Origin of the sequence: Streptomyces sp. NPDC057939 (assembly GCF_042887545.1) — a bacterium.
GTDB lineage: Bacteria > Actinomycetota > Actinomycetes > Streptomycetales > Streptomycetaceae > Streptomyces.
Genome location: NZ_JBHVPG010000002.1, coordinates 17,049 through 34,948, shown reverse-complemented (window position 1 = coordinate 34,948; position 17,900 = coordinate 17,049). Strand labels below are relative to the sequence as shown.

At 71.8% G+C, this 17,900-nt stretch carries 13 protein-coding genes; 6 read left to right on the top strand and 7 right to left on the bottom strand.

All coding sequences use genetic code 11. From position 1 onward, the window contains the following. Positions 1 to 30: 30 nt before the first annotated feature. Together ACFVS6_RS02425 and ACFVS6_RS02420 are read right to left on the bottom strand one after the other, a co-directional pair. Complete coding sequence (locus tag ACFVS6_RS02425; RefSeq protein ID WP_389700075.1) at positions 31 to 846, bottom strand: zf-HC2 domain-containing protein; 816 nt, start codon at positions 844 to 846, stop codon at positions 31 to 33. Beyond that, the gene (locus tag ACFVS6_RS02420) at positions 843 to 1,346 is read right to left on the bottom strand and encodes an RNA polymerase sigma factor (RefSeq protein ID WP_389700466.1); all 504 of its coding nucleotides are present in this window, start codon (positions 1,344 to 1,346) and stop codon (positions 843 to 845) included. Before ACFVS6_RS02420 ends, ACFVS6_RS02425 begins: the two co-directional genes overlap by 4 nt. Before the next feature lie 243 nt (positions 1,347 to 1,589). On the opposite strand from ACFVS6_RS02420, the gene ACFVS6_RS02415 reads away from it, so the two are divergent. The 5 genes from ACFVS6_RS02415 to ACFVS6_RS02395 all read left to right on the top strand — a co-directional run bounded on the left by ACFVS6_RS02415 (position 1,590) and on the right by ACFVS6_RS02395 (position 11,463). Next, positions 1,590 to 2,060, top strand: coding sequence for a hypothetical protein (locus ACFVS6_RS02415; protein WP_389700074.1), 471 nt, complete (start codon positions 1,590 to 1,592; stop codon positions 2,058 to 2,060). 187 nt (positions 2,061 to 2,247) lie between these two features. Beyond that, entirely contained in the window at positions 2,248 to 2,724 is a 477-nt protein-coding gene (locus tag ACFVS6_RS02410) for a phospholipase (protein ID WP_389700073.1), read from the top strand. An 88-nt stretch (positions 2,725 to 2,812) separates the two neighbouring features. After that, positions 2,813 to 3,751 (top strand): alpha/beta fold hydrolase, encoded by a 939-nt coding sequence (locus ACFVS6_RS02405; RefSeq protein ID WP_389700072.1) that lies wholly within the window; start codon positions 2,813 to 2,815, stop codon positions 3,749 to 3,751. Between the two features lie 627 nt (positions 3,752 to 4,378). Continuing rightward, complete coding sequence (locus tag ACFVS6_RS02400) at positions 4,379 to 8,944, top strand: HAMP domain-containing protein (RefSeq protein ID WP_389700071.1); 4,566 nt, start codon at positions 4,379 to 4,381, stop codon at positions 8,942 to 8,944. A 41-nt stretch (positions 8,945 to 8,985) separates the two neighbouring features. Continuing rightward, positions 8,986 to 11,463, top strand: a complete 2,478-nt coding sequence (locus ACFVS6_RS02395; protein ID WP_389700070.1) for a SpoIIE family protein phosphatase — start codon at positions 8,986 to 8,988, stop codon at positions 11,461 to 11,463. Positions 11,464 to 11,467: 4 nt separating this feature from the next. Here the strand turns inward: ACFVS6_RS02395 and ACFVS6_RS02390 are convergent, their stop codons facing one another. The 3 genes from ACFVS6_RS02390 to ACFVS6_RS02380 form a co-directional block, all read right to left on the bottom strand. After that, on the bottom strand, positions 11,468 to 13,468 hold the full coding sequence (locus tag ACFVS6_RS02390) for an ATP-binding protein (RefSeq protein WP_389700069.1): 2,001 nt from the start codon (positions 13,466 to 13,468) through the stop codon (positions 11,468 to 11,470). Between the two features lie 85 nt (positions 13,469 to 13,553). Beyond that, the gene (locus tag ACFVS6_RS02385; protein ID WP_389700068.1) at positions 13,554 to 13,949 is read right to left on the bottom strand and encodes a nuclear transport factor 2 family protein; all 396 of its coding nucleotides are present in this window, start codon (positions 13,947 to 13,949) and stop codon (positions 13,554 to 13,556) included. Between the two features lie 54 nt (positions 13,950 to 14,003). Continuing rightward, entirely contained in the window at positions 14,004 to 15,245 is a 1,242-nt protein-coding gene (locus tag ACFVS6_RS02380; RefSeq protein ID WP_389700067.1) for a cytochrome P450, cyclodipeptide synthase-associated, read from the bottom strand. Between the two features lie 327 nt (positions 15,246 to 15,572). Here ACFVS6_RS02380 and ACFVS6_RS02375 point away from each other — a divergent pair, with 327 nt between their 5' ends. Further along, positions 15,573 to 16,010, top strand: coding sequence for a DUF6892 domain-containing protein (locus tag ACFVS6_RS02375; RefSeq protein ID WP_389700066.1), 438 nt, complete (start codon positions 15,573 to 15,575; stop codon positions 16,008 to 16,010). A gap of 74 nt (positions 16,011 to 16,084) precedes the next feature. Here the strand turns inward: ACFVS6_RS02375 and ACFVS6_RS02370 are convergent, their stop codons facing one another. Both ACFVS6_RS02370 and ACFVS6_RS02365 read right to left on the bottom strand, forming a co-directional pair. Next, positions 16,085 to 16,633, bottom strand: coding sequence for a GNAT family N-acetyltransferase (locus ACFVS6_RS02370; protein ID WP_389700065.1), 549 nt, complete (start codon positions 16,631 to 16,633; stop codon positions 16,085 to 16,087). Between the two features lie 130 nt (positions 16,634 to 16,763). Beyond that, the gene (locus tag ACFVS6_RS02365; protein ID WP_389700064.1) at positions 16,764 to 17,834 is read right to left on the bottom strand and encodes a hypothetical protein; all 1,071 of its coding nucleotides are present in this window, start codon (positions 17,832 to 17,834) and stop codon (positions 16,764 to 16,766) included. Between the last annotated feature and the right edge of the window lie 66 nt (positions 17,835 to 17,900).

Below are 17,900 nucleotides of genomic sequence, written 5' to 3'. Positions count from 1 at the left end.
TTCGGGGGAGTGTCGGGGCGGCCTGCGGGCTCAACGGTGCTCACCCGGCTTCGCGTACGCGCCCCCGCGGCCGATCAGGACGGCGACGCCGAGGGCGAGGAGCAGCCCCCACACCGGCAGCCCGTCCGCCTGCAGGACCGTCGCCGTACGACTGGTGGCCAGGGTCGGCGCCACCACCACCGCCACCCATACGGCCACCAGCGCGACGGCGGCGCGGGTCACGCCGATCAGCGCCCCGAGGGCCAGGGTCAGCGAGGTGAAGGCCAGGCAGGGCAGCAACCATCGGGCGGCCGACAGCCCCGTCGTCCAACCCCCCGCCAGCAGCGCGGGGATGACCACGGCGAGTACGGAGGCGGTGCGCCGCAGCACCAGTTGCAGGCCTGCCCGGGGGGTGGACGCCGTCAGCTCGTACGCCGGATCCAGTCCGCGCGACCACGAGGCGGCCACCCCGCCCACGGGCAGGACGGGAGCGAGCAGCAGCACCAGGGACACCCGGCCGGAGCCGGGCCCCATCAGGTCCAGCAGCAGGGCGAGCAGTGTCACGGCCAGGACCATGGCCAACCACGGAGTCATGGCGGGCGTCGTCCAGGCGCGCAGCCGCGCGCGGAGTCGACGCGGCGGTGCGGGGGCGGTCGAGTCCAGTTGGGGCGTGAGATCGGACCAGACGGCCTCGGTCAGCGCGACCACGGCGGGCGCCCGCGTCGTGACGGCGGCAGACAACCGGTCGCGGCAGACCCGGCACCCCTCCAAGTGGGCCTCCAGGGCCCACACCTCGTCCACGAGGAGGCTCGTATCGCCGCGCGCGTACCCGTCGACGAGTCGTGCCGAAGCGTGTTCCCCGTTCATGCCAGCTCCTTCCGCATCGCGATCCGGGCCCGGCGGGCGCGGGTCTTGACCGTTCCCTCGGGCAGTCCGAGCAGAACGGAGGTCTCGCGGACGGACAGTCCGTCGAGCACCATGGCCTGCAACACCTCTCTGAGCTCGGGCGCCAGGCGCCGCAGCGCGTCGCCGACGTCACCGCCGACGGTGGCCACCAGTGCCTCCTCCTCGGCGGCGGGCGCCACGGCGAGCGGAGCGTAGGCGAGCGGCGGCTCGGCGTGGTGGGCCCGGCGCCGGAACGCGTCGACGAGGCGGCGGGCCGCGATCGTCCACAGCCAGCCGACGGCCGTTCCCCCGGCCCGACTTCCGGAGAAGGAACCAGCCGCCCGCCACACCGCCAGGTACGTCTCCTGCATGACCTCGGCGACGATCTGCTGGTCGTCGCAGCGCCGCCGCAGCCGCACCGCCAGCCAGGGCGACGTACGGCGGTACAACTCCTCGAAGGCGGCCCGGTCCCCCCGGGCCACCCGACGCAGGAGACGCTCCTCGTCCAGTTCTTGCGGCGCTGCCGCCCACACTCGTTTCACACCTGCTAGACGTACGACCGGGACGCGAGGTTTTCCCCCGACGGTGATACGGGTCACAGGGTTGGAGGTGTGACCATCCGATCGGTGGCGCCGCGCTTTGTCCTCCTTTGAGTGAAAGACCCCCCGAGGGGCTGCACTTCACACCCCGACACGGGCCATGGTCTCCCCAGAGGAAACGGACTCATGGACGGGAACGGGACATTGCACCTGAGGCGCACCGGCACGATCCTGGGCGCGGCCGCGCTCACCCTGCTCACCCTGCCGGCGGACGCGCACGCCGCGGCCGTCGCCTGCGGGGGAGGGGTGTCGACCGGCCGGATCGCCGTCAACGGCTGCATCAGCGCCCAGCGCGGCTCCGCCGGACGGTTCCCCACGAGGGACATCACGGCACACATCAAGGCGCGCAACACGGGAACCAAGGCGGTGAACGTCGCCTACGAGGCGTACTTCCGCGTCGTCGACGGCGGCCACTGGGAGAAGATCGGCAGCGGCCGCGCACACGTCCGGGCGGGCGAGTCCATCGGCCCCGTCGAAGTGGGGAGCACGACCCGCGTGTGCGGCCCCGTGAAGGTCGAGATCCGCGTGCACGCCCGCGCCGACGGCGCCGCCTGGAGCGGCTGGTCCCCCGCGACCACGAAGCAGTGCCAGACCTGAGCGTCCGGACGCCCCGCCGGGGCGCGCCCGGAGCCGGTACCGGGGTCGGGGCCGTGGCGTCCTGCCCCCTCACCATCGCCCCGCCCGCACCGGATAGCAGGGCAGTAGGAATTCGATAACGGGGGCTTCCAGACTCATGCGCATCGGCGCCGGGAGGTCCCCGGCGCACCACTCCCGGAGGATCCCGATGCGTCGTCAACTCACCGCCGTGACCGCCACCGTGGCGGCCGCCGTCGTCGCCCTGGCCACCCCGGCCGCCGCCGCCCCCGCGGACAAGCCGCAGGTCCTGAGCGGTTGGACGCAGACCAGCGCGGCGAGCCACAACTCCTGGGTCGCCGCACGCGCCAACCAGGGCAACTGGTCCGCCTACGGCTTCGACTGGTCGACCGACTACTGCTCCTCCTCCCCGGACAACCCGTTCGGCTTCCCCTTCCAGACGTCCTGCGCCCGCCACGACTTCGGCTACCGCAACTACAAGGCGGCGGGATCGTTCAGCGCCAACAAGGCGCGGCTCGACGACGCCTTCCACGCCGACCTCAAGCGGGTGTGTACCGCCTACACGGGGGCGAAGCGCACCTCGTGCGACTCGACGGCCTGGACCTACTACCAGGCCGTCAAGGTGTTCGGGAAGTCGGCCGTCGTGGACAACGGCGCGGTCGCCTGACCCGACCGCCGGGACGGCGGCGCCCGCCTCCGGGAGCACCGCGCGGCGCCCGGAGGCGGGCGGGCGCGGCACGGAGGAGGATGGGCACATGCGATGGCGTGCGCGCGGTGCGTCGGCGGCCGCGCTGGGTGTCCTGCTCCTGGTGGCGGCAACGCCCGGGCCCGACGGCGCGGACACCGGACAGCGGGTGGACATCGGTGGCGGCCGCGGCCTGTACCTGCGATGCGAGGGCTCGGGGAGCCCGACCGTCGTGCTGCTGTCAGGGCTCCACGAGTCATCCGACCCGTGGTCGCTGACCGACACCACCCCACCCGTGCCGAAGACACCGGCGGTGCTGCCCGGCGTGGCCGCGTTCACCCGGGTGTGCACGTATGACCGGCCGGGCACCCTCCGCTACACGCAGCCACCGACGCTCACCACCCGCAGCACCCCCGTACGGGGAACCCGGGCGCTCCCCGACATGGTTCAGGACCTGGACCGGGTACTGGACGCCGGCGGCGTACCGGGACCGTACCTGCTGGTGGGGCACTCCTTCGGCGGGATGCTGGCCCTGCGGTACGCGCAGGAGCACCCCGGGCGGACGCGCGGGCTGGTCCTGGTCGACGCCCTGGGACCCGGGCTGAAGCCGGCGATGGGGGCGGACTGGGCTGCGTACGTCGAGTCCCTGCGCCACCCAGGCACGGCCTTCGACACCGACCCGAACTTCGAGCAGGTCGACATCGACGCCGGCGTCGACGCCATCGACCGGGGCGGCCCCCTGCCGCCGGTCCCGGTCGCGGTGCTCAGCAAGACCGCACCGTTCGCCGCGCCGGCCACCATGGACAAGGCCCTCCTCGCGAAGCTGGAAGCGGCCTGGCCCGAGGCCCAGCGCGCGCTGGTCGGGCTGCGGCCGCAGACCCCGCAGCTGATGGCCACCGGCAGCGACCACTACGTCCAGCTCCACGACCCCGACCTCACGGTCGCGGCGGTCCGCCTGGTCGCCGACCGGGCCGCGACCCTGCCCGAACCGGAGCGGACCGCCCGCTGAACAGCCTGCGCCGGGGCGGATCGGTCCCCCCTGCGTGGGGAGCGGCGGCGCCCCGACCGGCATCCGGGCGGTCGCCGCGGCCGGGTCGTCGTACGCACCGGGCGGCTGCCGCCGGACTCCGGAGCCCGGGGGCGACACCTGCGCGCCGCCGCCGGGGGCCTGCCGGTTCCCCGGTGCCCGCGGGAGGCGGGCGGGGAAGCTGTCCGGGTGCCGTACGGATCCGTGCGGCAGCCCGCGGTGGTGCGGGACCCGGTCGCGTGGCACAGGGGGGAAGGGCCTCGCGACCCGGGTCCGCTGCGAGAGGTCCTCAGGCTCGGGAACGTCTCGTAGTCGCTCGTGTGTCCACCCCGTTCGATCCCAAACGGGCCGGGGGGCGGTCGATTCGGGGCGTTCGCGATCCGCGTCGGACGGTTCTCGGATCGGAGCCCGACACAGGGGAGCGCCCGCCGCCTCCGGGTGGCCCGCGGCGCGGCTCGGCGCCCGCCGGGCGGATCCGGTGGACGGACCGGCCGCGGGCGGGAGGAGTTCACAGGCCTGTGCTTCGGAGGCCGCGCGGGGTGTGGTGGACTTGTCCCCGGCCCGCCCGAGGATCGTGGCGTGCCCAGGGCGGACTGAGATGGGGCTGGGATGAGCAAGCCGGCGGAAACACGCGCGGGTGCCGGGGCGACGGGGGCGGTGGGGGAGCCGGAACTGCGCCAGCTCCTCGCCGGGCTGACGGCCGTACGCGACGGTGATTTCGGTACCCGGCTGCCGGACGAGGCCGACGGTCTGCTCGGCGAGATCGCCACGGTCTTCAACGGAATGGTCGACCAACTGTCCCTGTTCACCTCCGAGGTGACGCGCGTCGCCCGGGAGGTCGGCACGGAGGGGACGCTCGGCGGGCAGGCCGTGGTGCCCGGGGTGTCCGGTACCTGGGCCGATCTGACGGACTCCGTGAACGCGATGGCCGGCAACCTGACGACCCAGGTGCGCGACATCGCCCAGGTGGCCACGGCGGTGGCGCGCGGCGACCTGTCGCAGAAGATCGACGTCGCGGCCCGGGGAGAGATCCTGGAGCTGAAGGACACCGTCAACACGATGGTCGACCAGTTGTCCTCCTTCGCCGACGAGGTGACCCGCGTCGCCCGCGAGGTCGGCAGTGAGGGACGCCTCGGCGGCCAGGCCGAGGTGCCCGGTGTCGCCGGGGTGTGGCGCGACCTCACCGATTCGGTGAACTTCATGGCCGGCAACCTCACCGACCAGGTCCGCAACATCGCCCAGGTGACCACGGCGGTCGCGCAGGGCGACCTGTCCCAGAAGATCGCCGTCGACGCCCGCGGCGAGATCCTGGAACTCAAGAACACCATCAACACGATGGTCGACCAGCTGTCCGCGTTCGCCGGAGAGGTCACCCGCATGGCGCGCGAGGTCGGCACCGAGGGCATCCTCGGTGGTCAGGCCGACGTGAAGGGTGTCTCGGGCACCTGGCGGGACCTGACCGACTCGGTCAACTTCATGGCCGGGAACCTGACCTCGCAGGTGCGCTCCATCGCCCAGGTGGCCACCGCGGTGGCGCAGGGCGACCTGTCGCAGAAGGTCCGGGTGAACGCGCGCGGCGAGATCCTGGAACTGAAGACCACCATCAACACGATGGTCGACCAGCTGTCGGCGTTCGCCGACGAGGTCACCCGCGTGGCCCGAGAGGTGGGCACGGACGGCCGGCTGGGCGGTCAGGCCGACGTGAAGGGCGTCTCGGGCACCTGGCGGGACCTGACCGACTCGGTCAACTTCATGGCCGACAACCTCACGGCGCAGGTCCGCTCGATCGCGGAGGTCACCACCGCCGTCGCCCAGGGCGACCTGTCGCAGAAGATCCGCGTCGACGCGCGCGGCGAGATCCTGGAGCTGAAGGAGACCATCAACACGATGGTCGACCAGCTGTCGGCGTTCGCCGACGAGGTCACCCGGGTCGCCCGCGAGGTCGGCACCGAGGGCAACCTGGGCGGCCAGGCCACCGTCCGGGGCGTTTCGGGCACCTGGAAGGACCTCACCGACAACGTCAACGTCATGGCGTCCAACCTGACGGGCCAGGTCCGTTCCATCGCTCAGGTCGCCACCGCCGTCGCGCGCGGCGACCTCTCGCAGAAGATCACCGTCGAGGCCAAGGGCGAGGTCGCCGCGCTGGCCGGAGTGATCAACACGATGGTCGACACGCTGTCGGCGTTCGCCGACGAGGTGACCCGGGTGGCGCGCGAGGTCGGCACCGAGGGCCGGCTCGGCGGACAGGCCCGGGTACCCAACGTGGCCGGCACCTGGAAGGACCTCACCGACAACGTCAACTCCATGGCGAACAACCTCACCGGCCAGGTCCGCAACATCGCCCTCGTGACCACCGCGGTCGCCAACGGTGACCTCTCCAAGAAGATCGACGTGGACGCGCGCGGCGAGATCCTGGAACTGAAGACCACCATCAACACCATGGTCGACCAGCTGTCCTCCTTCGCCGCCGAGGTCACCCGCGTGGCCCGCGAGGTCGGCAGCGAGGGCCGCCTCGGCGGTCAGGCCGAGGTCGAGGGCGTCTCGGGGACGTGGAAGCGGCTCACCGAGAACGTCAACGAACTCGCCGGGAACCTCACGCAGCAGGTCCGCGCCATCGCCGAGGTCGCCAGCGCCGTCGCGGAGGGGGACCTCACCCGGTCGATCACCGTCGACGCCTCGGGCGAGGTCGCCGAACTCAAGGACAACATCAATTCGATGGTGGGTTCGCTGCGCGAGACCACCCGGGCCAACCAGGAACAGGACTGGCTCAAGTCCAACCTGGCGCAGATCTCCGGCCTGATGCAGGGACACCGCGACCTGGCAGTCGTCGCCGAGCTCGTCATGGACGAGCTCACCCCCCTCGTCGACGCCAGCTACGGCGCCTTCTACCTCGGCGAGGAGGCCGACGGACAGTCCTGGCTCACCCTGATCGGCTCCTACGGGCGGCCCACCGACAGCCCCCGACGGATCAAGCACGGCGAAACCCTGGTCGGGCAGGCCGCGCGCAGCCGCCGCATCCTCGCCACCGACAACGTGCCGCCCGGCTACCTCATCTCCTCCGGGCTCGGCGCCGCCGCTCCCGCCAACCTCATCGTCCTGCCCATCCTCGTCGAGGACCAGGTGCTCGGCGTCATCGAGCTCGCCTCGTTCAGCTCCTTCACACCCGTGCACCGCGACTTCCTCGGCCGTCTGATGGAGACCGTCGGGGTCAACGTCAGCACCATCGTCGCCAACGCCCGCACCGACGAACTCCTCGGCGAGTCCCAGCGCCTCACCGGCGAACTCCAGGCCCGTTCCGAGCAGCTCCAGGTCCAGCAGGACGAGCTGCAACGCTCCAACGCCGAGCTGGAGGAGAAGGCCGCTCTCCTCGCCACCCAGAACCGCGACATCGAGACGAAGAACCTGGAGATCGAACAGGCCAGGCAGGAACTGGAGGACCGGGCCCAGCAACTGTCCCTGGCCTCCAAGTACAAGTCGGAGTTCCTGGCCAACATGAGCCACGAGCTGCGCACCCCGCTGAACAGCCTGCTGATCCTCGCGCAGCTCCTCTCCCAGAACCCGAGCCGCAACCTCACCCCCAAGCAGGTCGAGTACGCGGGCATCATCCACTCCGCCGGCTCCGACCTCCTCCAGCTCATCAACGACATCCTCGACCTGTCCAAGGTCGAGGCCGGCAAGATGGACATCAACCCCGAGCGGGTCTCCCTCAAGAAGCTCCTCGACTACGTCGAAGCCTCGTTCAGGCCCCTGACCAGCCAAAAGGGCCTCGATTTCGACATCACGACCGCGTCGGGCGTACCGGTGGACCTCCTCACCGACGACGCGCGCCTGCAACAGATCCTGCGCAACCTGCTCTCCAACGCCGTGAAGTTCACCGAACGAGGCCAGGTTCAGGTACGGATCGAACCGGCGTCCCCGGCGGAGGTCCCCGCGGAGCTCTCCCGGTCCGGATCCGTCGTCGCCTTCCGGGTCATCGACACCGGCATCGGGATCGCCGAACAACAGCTGGAGGTCATCTTCGCCGCCTTCCAGCAGGCGGACGGCACCACCAGCCGCAAGTACGGCGGTACCGGCCTGGGCCTGTCCATCACCCGGGAGATCGCCCGCCTCCTCGGCGGCGCGGTGACGGCCCACAGCGTCCCGGGCGAAGGCTCCACCTTCACCCTCTACCTCCCCGTCTCCCGCCCCGACCTCGTCGACCGCGAGACGTCCGTCCCCACCCCCGAAGCGACCGACGGCGACGCCGCCGAGCAGTACGGCGACGGCGCTCCGGCCGAGGACACCCGCCACCCCCGACGCCTGCTGGTGATCGAACAGCGCAGCAACGGCCTCCTGAGCCTCGTCGCGGAGAGCGCCGCCGCCGACCTGACCGCCGGCCGGGCGACCGCCGGCCCGGCCGGTCAGGCCGTGGTCGTCACCGCCGTCACCGCGGCCGACGCGGCCGACGTCCTCGCGCAATCGCCGTTCCACTGCGTGGTCCTCGAACTCGACCCCGACGGCGAAGCCGTGCGCTTCCTCCAGGACCTCGCCGGCGACACGGCCCTCGCCTCCATGCCGGTCCTCGCGCACGACAACCGCCGCATGACCCGCGCACAGCAGGAGGAGATCGCGCTGCGCGCCACCACCCAGCCGCTCGAAGTGCTCTCCAGCCTCGACGAGCTCCGCGAACGCATCGCCCTGCACCTGTCGGCGGAACGCCCCGGGGACGCGCTGCCCCTCGTACGCCTCGACGCCGACCTCGCCACGCCCGAGCACCCCGTCGTGGACACCGGCCTGGCCGGCCGATCCGTCCTGGTCGTCGACGACGACCCGCGCAACCTGTACGCGATCAGCGGGATCCTGGAACTGCACGGCCTGCAGGTCCTCCACGCCGAGAACGGCCGCAAGGGAATCGAGACGCTGACCAGCACCCCCGGGATCGACCTGATCCTGATGGACGTGATGATGCCGGAACTGGACGGCTACGCGGCGACGGCGGAGATCAGGCGCATGCCCCGGTACGCCCACCTGCCCATCATCTCCGTGACCGCCAAGGCCATGCCCGGGGACCGGGAGAAGAGCCTCGCCTCCGGAGCCAGCGACTACGTCACCAAGCCCGTCGACGCCAACGACCTCATCCTCCGCCTGCGCAGGTGGCTGCCCTCGCAAGGAACCCCGGACGCCCCCCGGGCCTGACCCCGCCACCCTGCCCATCCCACGGAGAAGAACCACGCACGGTGAACACCACCCCCGGCGACCCCACCGCCCCGCAGCCGCACCACCACGACCGGGCCGTTCCCGGCACCGACGCGCGGGCGGTCCCCGCCGCCCGCGCGTCGGAGCCGCTGCCCCATGACGCGCCACCGGAACTGCCGACCGGCGGCGGACCCGGCGGGGCGGGACGCCTCGCCGCCACCGTGGAGCGGCTGCGCCAGGAGGCGCTGGAGGCCCAGTCGGCCGCCGAGGGACGGGCACTGGTCGAGATGGCCAAGGGCATCCTCGTGGGCCGCCTGGGCTGCGGCCCCACGGAGGCCTCCCGACAGCTGACCACGCTGGCCGAACAGTCCGGCACCACCGTCCTCGCCCTCGCCGTCGACGTCATCAACCAGTCCGCCCGCGACCGCGTCAGCGAGATCGCACAGCACTTCCTCGACACCGCCGTCGAGCCCGCCGGGCCCGACGCCGGCGCACCGGCCGTCCGTCTGCGCACCGCCGAGAGCAGCGTGCTCGCCGCCACCGACTCCCAGGCCGTCGCCACCGCCCTGCTGGAGAACGCGCTCCGCCCGCTGGGCGCACACGGCGTCGCCATCTGGATCGCCGCGGCCGACTCCTCCCTGACCCTGGTGGGCCAGGCCGGCTTCACCCGGGAGGACGCCGCCCGCTGGCGCTACGTACCGCCCGAGGTCGCCACCTGCGCCCGCCTCGCCCTGACCAACCGCGACCTCACGGTCGTCACGAGCCTGTCCGAGGCCGGCGTCCCCACCATCGGTCGACGGCCACACCCCGACGGCGGACGCGTCGTGGTCCCCTCCGGCACCGGCGGACGCATCCACGGCGTCCTGGAGATCGCCTGGCCCCGGGCGCTGCCCCCGCAACCCCCGCAGATCCTGCGGCAACTGGAGGCCCTGGCCGAGCTGTGCGCGCACACCCTGGAGGAACGGTCCCCCCACCCGGGAGTCGCCACCGACACCGCCCACCCGGGAGCGGTGGCCGAACTCACCGACCTCACCGACCACCTCCACGACCCGGCCCTCGTCCTCACCCCCGCCCTCGACAACGATGGCCGCCTCGCCGACTTCCGCATCCACCACACCAACAGCCGTTTCGTCGACCCCGCCGGACGACCCCGGTCGATCGTCACCGGGGCCCGTTTCCTGGAGGCGTACCCGGCAGCGGCCGAGGACGGCGGCCTCTTCGACAAACTGGAGCGGGCCTACGCCACCGGGGAGGCCTGCCAGGTCCTCAGCACGGCGCTGACCGCGTTCGTCGGTGACGTGCCCCTCACCACGGTCGCCGACGTGAGCATCACCCGGCACGGCGCGGCCCTCCTCCTCATCTGGAAGATCGAGGACGAGACCGCACGCCTCGCCGGCCTGCTGCAACACGCCCAACGGCTCGGCAGGGTGGGCGGCTTCGAACAGAACGTGACCACCGGGAAGACCACCTGGAACGGTCAGCTCTTCAGCCTCTTCGGCCTCCCCGTCACCGCCTCACCGGTGGCCCTCGAAGACCTCGCCACCCACGCCCACCCCCACGACGTGGACTCCATCGGCCGGTTCCTGCGCACCCTCCTGCACCACCGACGCGAATCATCGGTCGACTTCCGCCTCATGCGCCCGGACGGCATCACCCGCCACATCCGCATGGTGGCCGAGCCCGTCCTGGACGACCGGGGCCGCCTCCACGCGATCCGCGGCGCCTGCCAGGACGTCTCCTCACAACACTGGACCGAGGTCGCCCTGGCCGCGACGCGCGACCAACTCGCCGACAGCGAAGCCGAGTCCGCCGACCGCAGCAGGCTCGCCCTGCAACTCCAGCAGGCCATCATGCCGCCGGCTCCCGCACCCCTGGAAGTACCGGGACTGCGCATCGCCGTCCGCTACCGACCCGCGGAGACCGAGGCGTTCGTCGGCGGTGACTGGTACGACTCCGTCGTCCTGCCCGACAACAAGATCCTCCTCAGCGTCGGTGACGTCGCCGGCCACGGCGTCCGGGCCGCCACCGGCATGGTCGTCCTCCGCAACGCCCTGCGCGGCCTCGCCGTCACCGGAGCCGGCCCGGCACAACTCCTCACCTGGCTCAACAGCGTGGCCTTCCACCTCACCAGCCACCTCACCGCCACCGCCGTCTGCGGCATCTTCGACCCCGAAACCCGCACCTTGCGGTGGGCCCGCGCGGGCCACCTGCCACCCGTACTCGTCCGCGGCACCCGAGCCGGCGCGTTCCCCCTCACGGGCGGAATGCTCCTCGGGGCGCTGCCCGAGCCGACCTTCGTCGAGGAAGAGGTGCAACTCCACGCCGGTGACGTCCTGCTCATGTACACCGACGGCCTCGTCGAACGCCGCGACATCGCGGTCACGGACTCCCTGTCGCAGCTCCTCACCGTCGCGTCCCGGGCGGCGGACTCCCTCGAAAAGCGCCTCGACAACATGCTGATACACACCGCGTCCGACACCGACGACGACACCTGCCTCATCGGGATCGAGGTGCGCTGACGGGTCACCGCGGACCGTGCAGCTCCCGCTGCCACAAGGCCTCGCAGAGCAGGTCCAGGCCCTGACGCAGGTGGCGCCGGTAGGTGCCGTACGGAAGTCCGAGGCGACGGGCCGCCGCCTCCTGCGTCGGCGCCCCCGAGAAGTACCCCGCGGTCAGGGCCTCGCGGGCGCGCACCCCGCGCGGGTCGAGGGCCAGGTCGTCGACGGCCCCGCGCAGCAGGGTGCGCAACGCGCCGACGGGTTCCTCGCAATCGGCCACGAGCCGGGTGCGCAGCAGCGCGCAGGCGGCGAAACCGCTCCCGTCGCGCCAGTGCGCCAACGCCTCGCGCACTGCCTGGTCGAACGCGCCGCGCGAAACGGGCGACGGTCCGGACAGGACGGGGACGTCCGTCATGTCCGTGGCCGATATGAACCGCTGTAGCCAGGCCTCCACGGGCGTCCGACGCCAGTCGACGCCGAACACCCCGTAGGTGTGCGCACCGACCCTCGGCCGCGCCCCGGTGTCGGTGAGGGTGCCCTTGACGCGTTCGGCCCAGGTCTCGGCGTCCTGGTAGACGGCGAAACCCCAGGCGCGGCCGCGGGCCCGGGCCGCCTCCGCCTGGGCGCGGGAACTGCTCAGGTCGATGACGCGCGAGGGGACCTGGTACTGCTCGGGGTAGATCGAGAAGCGGCTGATGCCGATCTCCTCTCCGGGGCCCACCGGCGCGGTGGCGTCCGTGAACCGCCACGCGGCGGCGACGACCGGGTCGGTGGTCAGGTCCTGCGGGTCGGGAGGCGCCGGCAGGGCCAGTCGGGCCGTGAACGCCACGATCCGGCCGGTGCTCACGAGGCGGTAGACGCTGAAGGCCCGGGGCTGGCGCCGCGCCCAGTAGCGGACGAGTTCCGCGGAGGCGGGCCCCTCGGTCTCCTGGGCCATGGCCAGTACGACGTCGAGGTCGTCCGGGTGCAGGGGGCGGTCGTGCACCTCGCTCTCACGGGACCAGGTACGCAGCCGCGTCAGGGTCTCGCCCTCCCGGAAGAGGTAGAAGAGCTCGTCGGTGACCGTCCACCCCCGGTCCTCGGGGCCCTCGCGCAGGAGGCGCAGGTACTCGTCGGCCAGCCGTCGGCGCATCGTCTCGAACGCGTTGGGTGCCCGCCACCGCAGGTCGGCGGCCAGCGTCTCGCGCGCGGCGTCGTGAGGGTGGAGCCCCCGGTGCGTGGACTCCATGAAGGGGAGGTCCCTGAGCCAGGAGAACAACACGTGGGCGTCCTCGTCGGGCAGCACCGCGGTGAGCAGTTCCTCGGACGTCGAGTGCGCCTGCGCCGCCACCTCCAGGGCGCGGCGGTGGGCGGCCGTGGGCACCTCACCGATCAACCCGGCCAGCAGGGTGCGCAGGACGTCCGCCGAGGGGGCCCAGATCTCCTCGCTGCCGCAGCCCGCCGACCCGGCCGCCGCCGCCAGGGACAGGGCGAGGGGGTTCCCGCCGGCGAAGCGGAGCACCCGGTCCCGAAGCTCGGGCCGGATGTCGGCCGCGACCAGCAGGTGCCGGGCCTGCTCGGCGGAGAACGGCTCCAGCTCGGTCACGTGCAGCAGCCGGGACCAGGCGGGGTCGGCGGTCCACTGCGGCTGCGGAGCACGCCGTCCGGCGAGGACGACCAGGGTGTCGTCCGCGGCGCGCGGCAGGAAGTGGTGCCACAGCCAGCTCTCCAGCCACTGGCAGTGCTCGAAGGAGTCGACGAACAGGACCGTGCCCGGAACGTCGAGGAACGGCCCGGCGGCGCGCTCGAAATCGGCCGGGTCCCGGCTGACGAACCGGCCGTCGAGCTCGACGAGCAGGCGACCCGCGGTGCGGGCGTGGTCCGCCAGCCGTCGCAGCAGCGTCGACTTCCCGATGCCGCCCGGCCCGCACACGTAGAACGCGAACGGCGCCTGCGGATCTCCGGCCAGAGCCTCCCCGAAGCGTACGAGCTCCTCGTCCCGGCCCACGAAGGCCCGTACGCGCGCTCGGCTCAGTCTTTCCCCCACGGACACCATGGTGGCCAACCCCCTTGTTCCAACGTCTGAGAAGTGCGCGACCCGGTGCGGCGGCGGCCCGCGAAGGCCGTCCGCCTCACTTGACGAGCCCGAGGTTCCCGTCGTCGGGGTGGCCTTCGACGAGGAGGGTGGTCTCCTCGACGCGCCGGAAGCGGCCGTCCTCGGCCAGTCGGGCGAAGAGGAACACCTCGGTGCGCGACGTACGGCCGTTGTGCTGGGTGATGGTGACGGTGTGGCGGTCGGCGTAGTTCGGTCCGTCGCGGAGCTCGTCGTGGACCTCGATGCGTCCGCTCACGACCAGGGTGCGCAGCCGCGTCATGTGCTGGGTGAAGGCCGCCCGGTCGCTCCACACGCCGTTGGTGCGCTGACGGTAGTCGGGGGTGAAGTGCCTGTCGATGGCCTCGGAGAGGTCGAGACCCGGGGTGAACAGCAGGTCGTTGATGGCCCGGGTGATGTCGGTGGTCTGCGTCATGGGTGTCTTCGCCTGGGGGAGGAGGGATGGGTGAGGGGTGGGGAAGGGGGGACGTCACTCAAGGGCGGTGGCGCCCTCGGGGACAGGAGTGAAGTCGAGGGGCAGGGCGACCGGGCCCCGCGTGTACAGGCCTGCCTCCCGGTACTGGAAATCGGGGCTGAACCGGACCCGGTCGAGCAGGGGCAGGAGCATCGCGGCGACGGTCTCGATCTCGGCGCGGGCGAAGGCCGCGCCGACGCACTGGTGGAGCCCGGTGCCGAAGGCCAGGTGTTGGGCGGCCGCGGTGAAGGAGCGGGCGGTTCCCAGGTCGGGGCGGTGGATGTCGAAGGTGTCCGGCGCCGTGAAGGCCTCGGGGTCGCGGTTCGCCGCGCCGATCATGCAGAAGACGGTGGCACCCGCGGGGACGGTGGAACCGGCGAACACGGCGTCCCCCTCAGCCTGGCGGGGGATGAGCTGGACCGGCGGGGTGTAGCGCAGGGTCTCGGCGATCGCGGCGGGCAGCAGGTCCGGATTCCGACGGACCTGCGTCATCTGCTCGGGGTGGTCGATGAGGTGCTTGAAGAGCAGACCGAGGGTCTTGTCCGCGGGCTCGGTCGCGGCGGCCAGCACATTGATGATCAGTGCGGTGACGTCGCGATCGCTCATGGCGATGCCGTCGAACTCGGCCGTGCACAACCGCGATATCAGATCCTCGCCCGGGTGCACGCGCCGGTGCTCGATGACGGGGAGGAGGTAGGCCTCCAGCCGTTCGGCGCAGTCCAGACAGTGCCGGCGGCGTTCGGGAGTGAGGACCATGCTGGTGATGAACTCGGCGACCCCGCTGTGCCAAGCGGCCACCTGCAGCCGGTCCTTCTTGTCCAGACCGAGCACGTCGAGCGTCACGCGGATGGCCAGCGGTCTGCCGAAGTCGTTGACCAGGTCCATGCGACCGCGCCGGAGGAACGGCGCCATGAGCTCGGCGGCATTGGAACGGATGGCGCGCATCTGGTGTTGCAGGGCCCCGCCGGTGAAGCTCCGGACCACGATCTTCCGCTTGGCGGTGTGCTCCGCCCCGGTCATCTGGGCGAGGACCGGCCCGCGCATCACGGGCTCGGCGCGCACCTGGAGCGTCTCGGTCGTGAACGCCTCGTGGTCGGTCAGCACCCGCCGCACGTCCTCGTGGCGGGAGACGAAATAGCTGTCGATCGCAGGCTCGTAGTGCACCGGTGCCCGTTCCCTCAGCTGTGCGAACCAACGGTAGGGGGAGGCGGCGAAGTCCTCGGACAGGACGCTGAAATCGGGACTGACCACGGGCATGGGAAAAACCTCTCAACGTGCGCGGTGCGTGACAGGAGCGGCAATCGGGACGTCAAAGGCCCGGTCGAACCGGGCGGATCCGACATCCATCGCCTTCTCTCCTCATGGCAGCCGCCGTCCTTCGACCGAGGGGCCCCGGACAGGATGCCCGCGTCCCCACCCCCCCGGCTGCATGACGTGCGAGTACCCGTACAGGTTGCTTCCGCCGGGCGGTCGAAGTTCGTACGGAGTCCGAAGGCACACCTGGTGCGCCGACCCCGTCGGCCGGACCCGCTTCCCGGAGGACCTCCCGGCGGGCTCGTCGGACGTCGCTGATATGGATGGGGCATGACTGTTTTTCGCGACTTCAACTTCAAGCTGCTCGTCATCGAGAAGCTCATGTACTGGGACCGGACGCTCGGCCCCGAGTTCAGCCTGCGCGATCACATGAGGGCGCACGGGGTCGAGGACCTCGAAGCGCACGTGGAGCGGAACGAGTTGGAGTACACCGTTCTGGCCGAGGCCCGCGCGTACTTCGAGGAGCTGGAGATCCCCGCCGAACTGCTCGCCACCGTGGATGAACTGACCTTCGACGGCGGACACAGCGTCTACATGGAGTGCGCCCCGGTCTGGGACGGCGAGGACGACCTCTTCGACATCCGGTCCCTCGACGACCTGGACCTCCTGCCCAACCTCAAGGTCTTCACCGGCGGGCTCGCCCTGGCGCACATGCTCCCCGACGCCCCGGGGATCCTGGCCGCCCGCGGCATCGAAGCCCGCCACTAGGGCGTGTTCCGAAAGTCTCGCCCGGCCCTCTTCCAAAACACGCCCCGGTCCGCCCGCCGCGCCCCCCGGCCCTCCTAGAATTCGGGCCGGGAGGGGTCCGGTGTCCAGGGAGTCGGCGCCGTGATCGACCAACGTTCGTGGTCGCGCCAGGCACCGCGAATCCAGAGGTAGTCGGGCGCCAGGCCCTCGTGGCGAAAGCCCAGACGCCGGATCAAGGACAACGACGCCTCGTTCGCCGGCTGGATGTTCGCCTCCAGCCGGTGGAGCCGCAGGTCGCCGAAGGCGTACTCCATGACGAGGGCGAGCCCTTCCGCCATGTATCCGCGCCCCGCCGACGGGGCGAAGGCCGCGTACCCGAGGGACGCGCCCTGGTAGCGGCCCCGAATGATCGAGTTGATGTTGACCGTGCCGGCGGCGACCCCGGTCTCGCGAACGCGGATCACGAAGCCCTTGTTGGTGCCGTCCTCGAAACGGACCATCCAGTTCCGGAAATCCTCCGCGGTAGCGGGCAACTGCATCCACGGCGAGTGGAGCTCCGCACTGGCCCTCACGAGCGAGCAGAACTCGTCCTGGTCGGCGAGGGTGAGCGGGCACAGTTCAACCCGTGGCTGGGTAAGCGACATGATCCGATGCTATGACTTGCGACCGTGAAATCACATGAGTGATCCGCATGAGTGGTCGGAGCTCGAAGCGCTTCCTGACGCCCCGGGCCCGCGAGGCGCCCGCCGCTGCCGGCAGGCCCCGCCGGACCCGTCAGCCGGTGTACTTGGTGCCGTCGAAGGAGTACGGCAGGTTCGACTCGGCCGCGACGGACACCTCGCCCGAAGCGCCCGCAGGAACCCTCAGTACGGTCAGGCCCATGATCCGCTGGGTGTACGAGGCCCACGGGATGCCCGTCGTGCCGGCCCAGCCGCTGCTGCTGAAGGTCGTCGAACGTCCCGGGCCCAGCTCCGTGTGGACCCGGCTGATGGCGGTGCAGGCCACGAGGGCCCCACCGTCCGTGGTGCGCCAGACGGGTCCGTGCGGGGCGCGGTCGATGTCGACGTTCACATCGAGTTTGCCGCCCTTGCCCAGGTCCTTGCGCATCGCCTTGAGGCCCGCCGCGGAGCCCGCCTTCACCTCGGCGATGTCCTGACTCCACTTCACACCGCCCGTGCCGGTGTCGGTGTGGAGGTGGTCGCCGTACTGCCCGCACACGTTCGCCGGGTCGGCGGCGAGCCCGGCCACGTCCCCGCCGGTGACCGCCCGGCCGTCGGGCCCGACCGCGATGCCGGGCAGATCGGTCGTCGCGGGCGCGCGGGCGACGAAGGTCGCGAGCCAGGGCCCGCCCGTCCGCTCCTGGTGGAACAGCGACCAGCGCAGCACGGTCTCGCTCTTGGCGACACCGACGGTACGACCCTCCATCTCGTGGGCGCCGAATATCCACCGGTCGCTGCCGTCGTCCTTGCCGGTGCTCCACGTGTGCACCGCAGGGTCCGTCTTCGGAGGGGTGCCGGGGCTCGGCGGCTGATCGGCTCCGTACTTCTTGCCGGTCTCCACGACCGCGAGCTGCTGCGCCAGCAGCGGACCCCCGGTGACGCCCTTCCAGTACTCGGCGTCGGGGTTGACGGCCTCGACCTTCGCGGTCAGGTCCTTGACGACGCCCCGAGCCTCCTCCGCGGAGAGCGGGGGCGCCTTCACCGGAGCGGCCGGGGCGCTCGTCGCGGGGGCGGCGGTGGGGGTCGCCGTACCGTCGGCGCCGGCCTTCGAAGTCTGCCCGCCACAACCGGCCGTCGCGGCGACTGCGAGCAGGACGGCCAGGGCCGCGGGTACGGAACGTCTCATCATCAAATCCTTCGGGCACGGTGCACGGGCACCCTGATGATGCACTACGCCCCCACCACCCCAGCA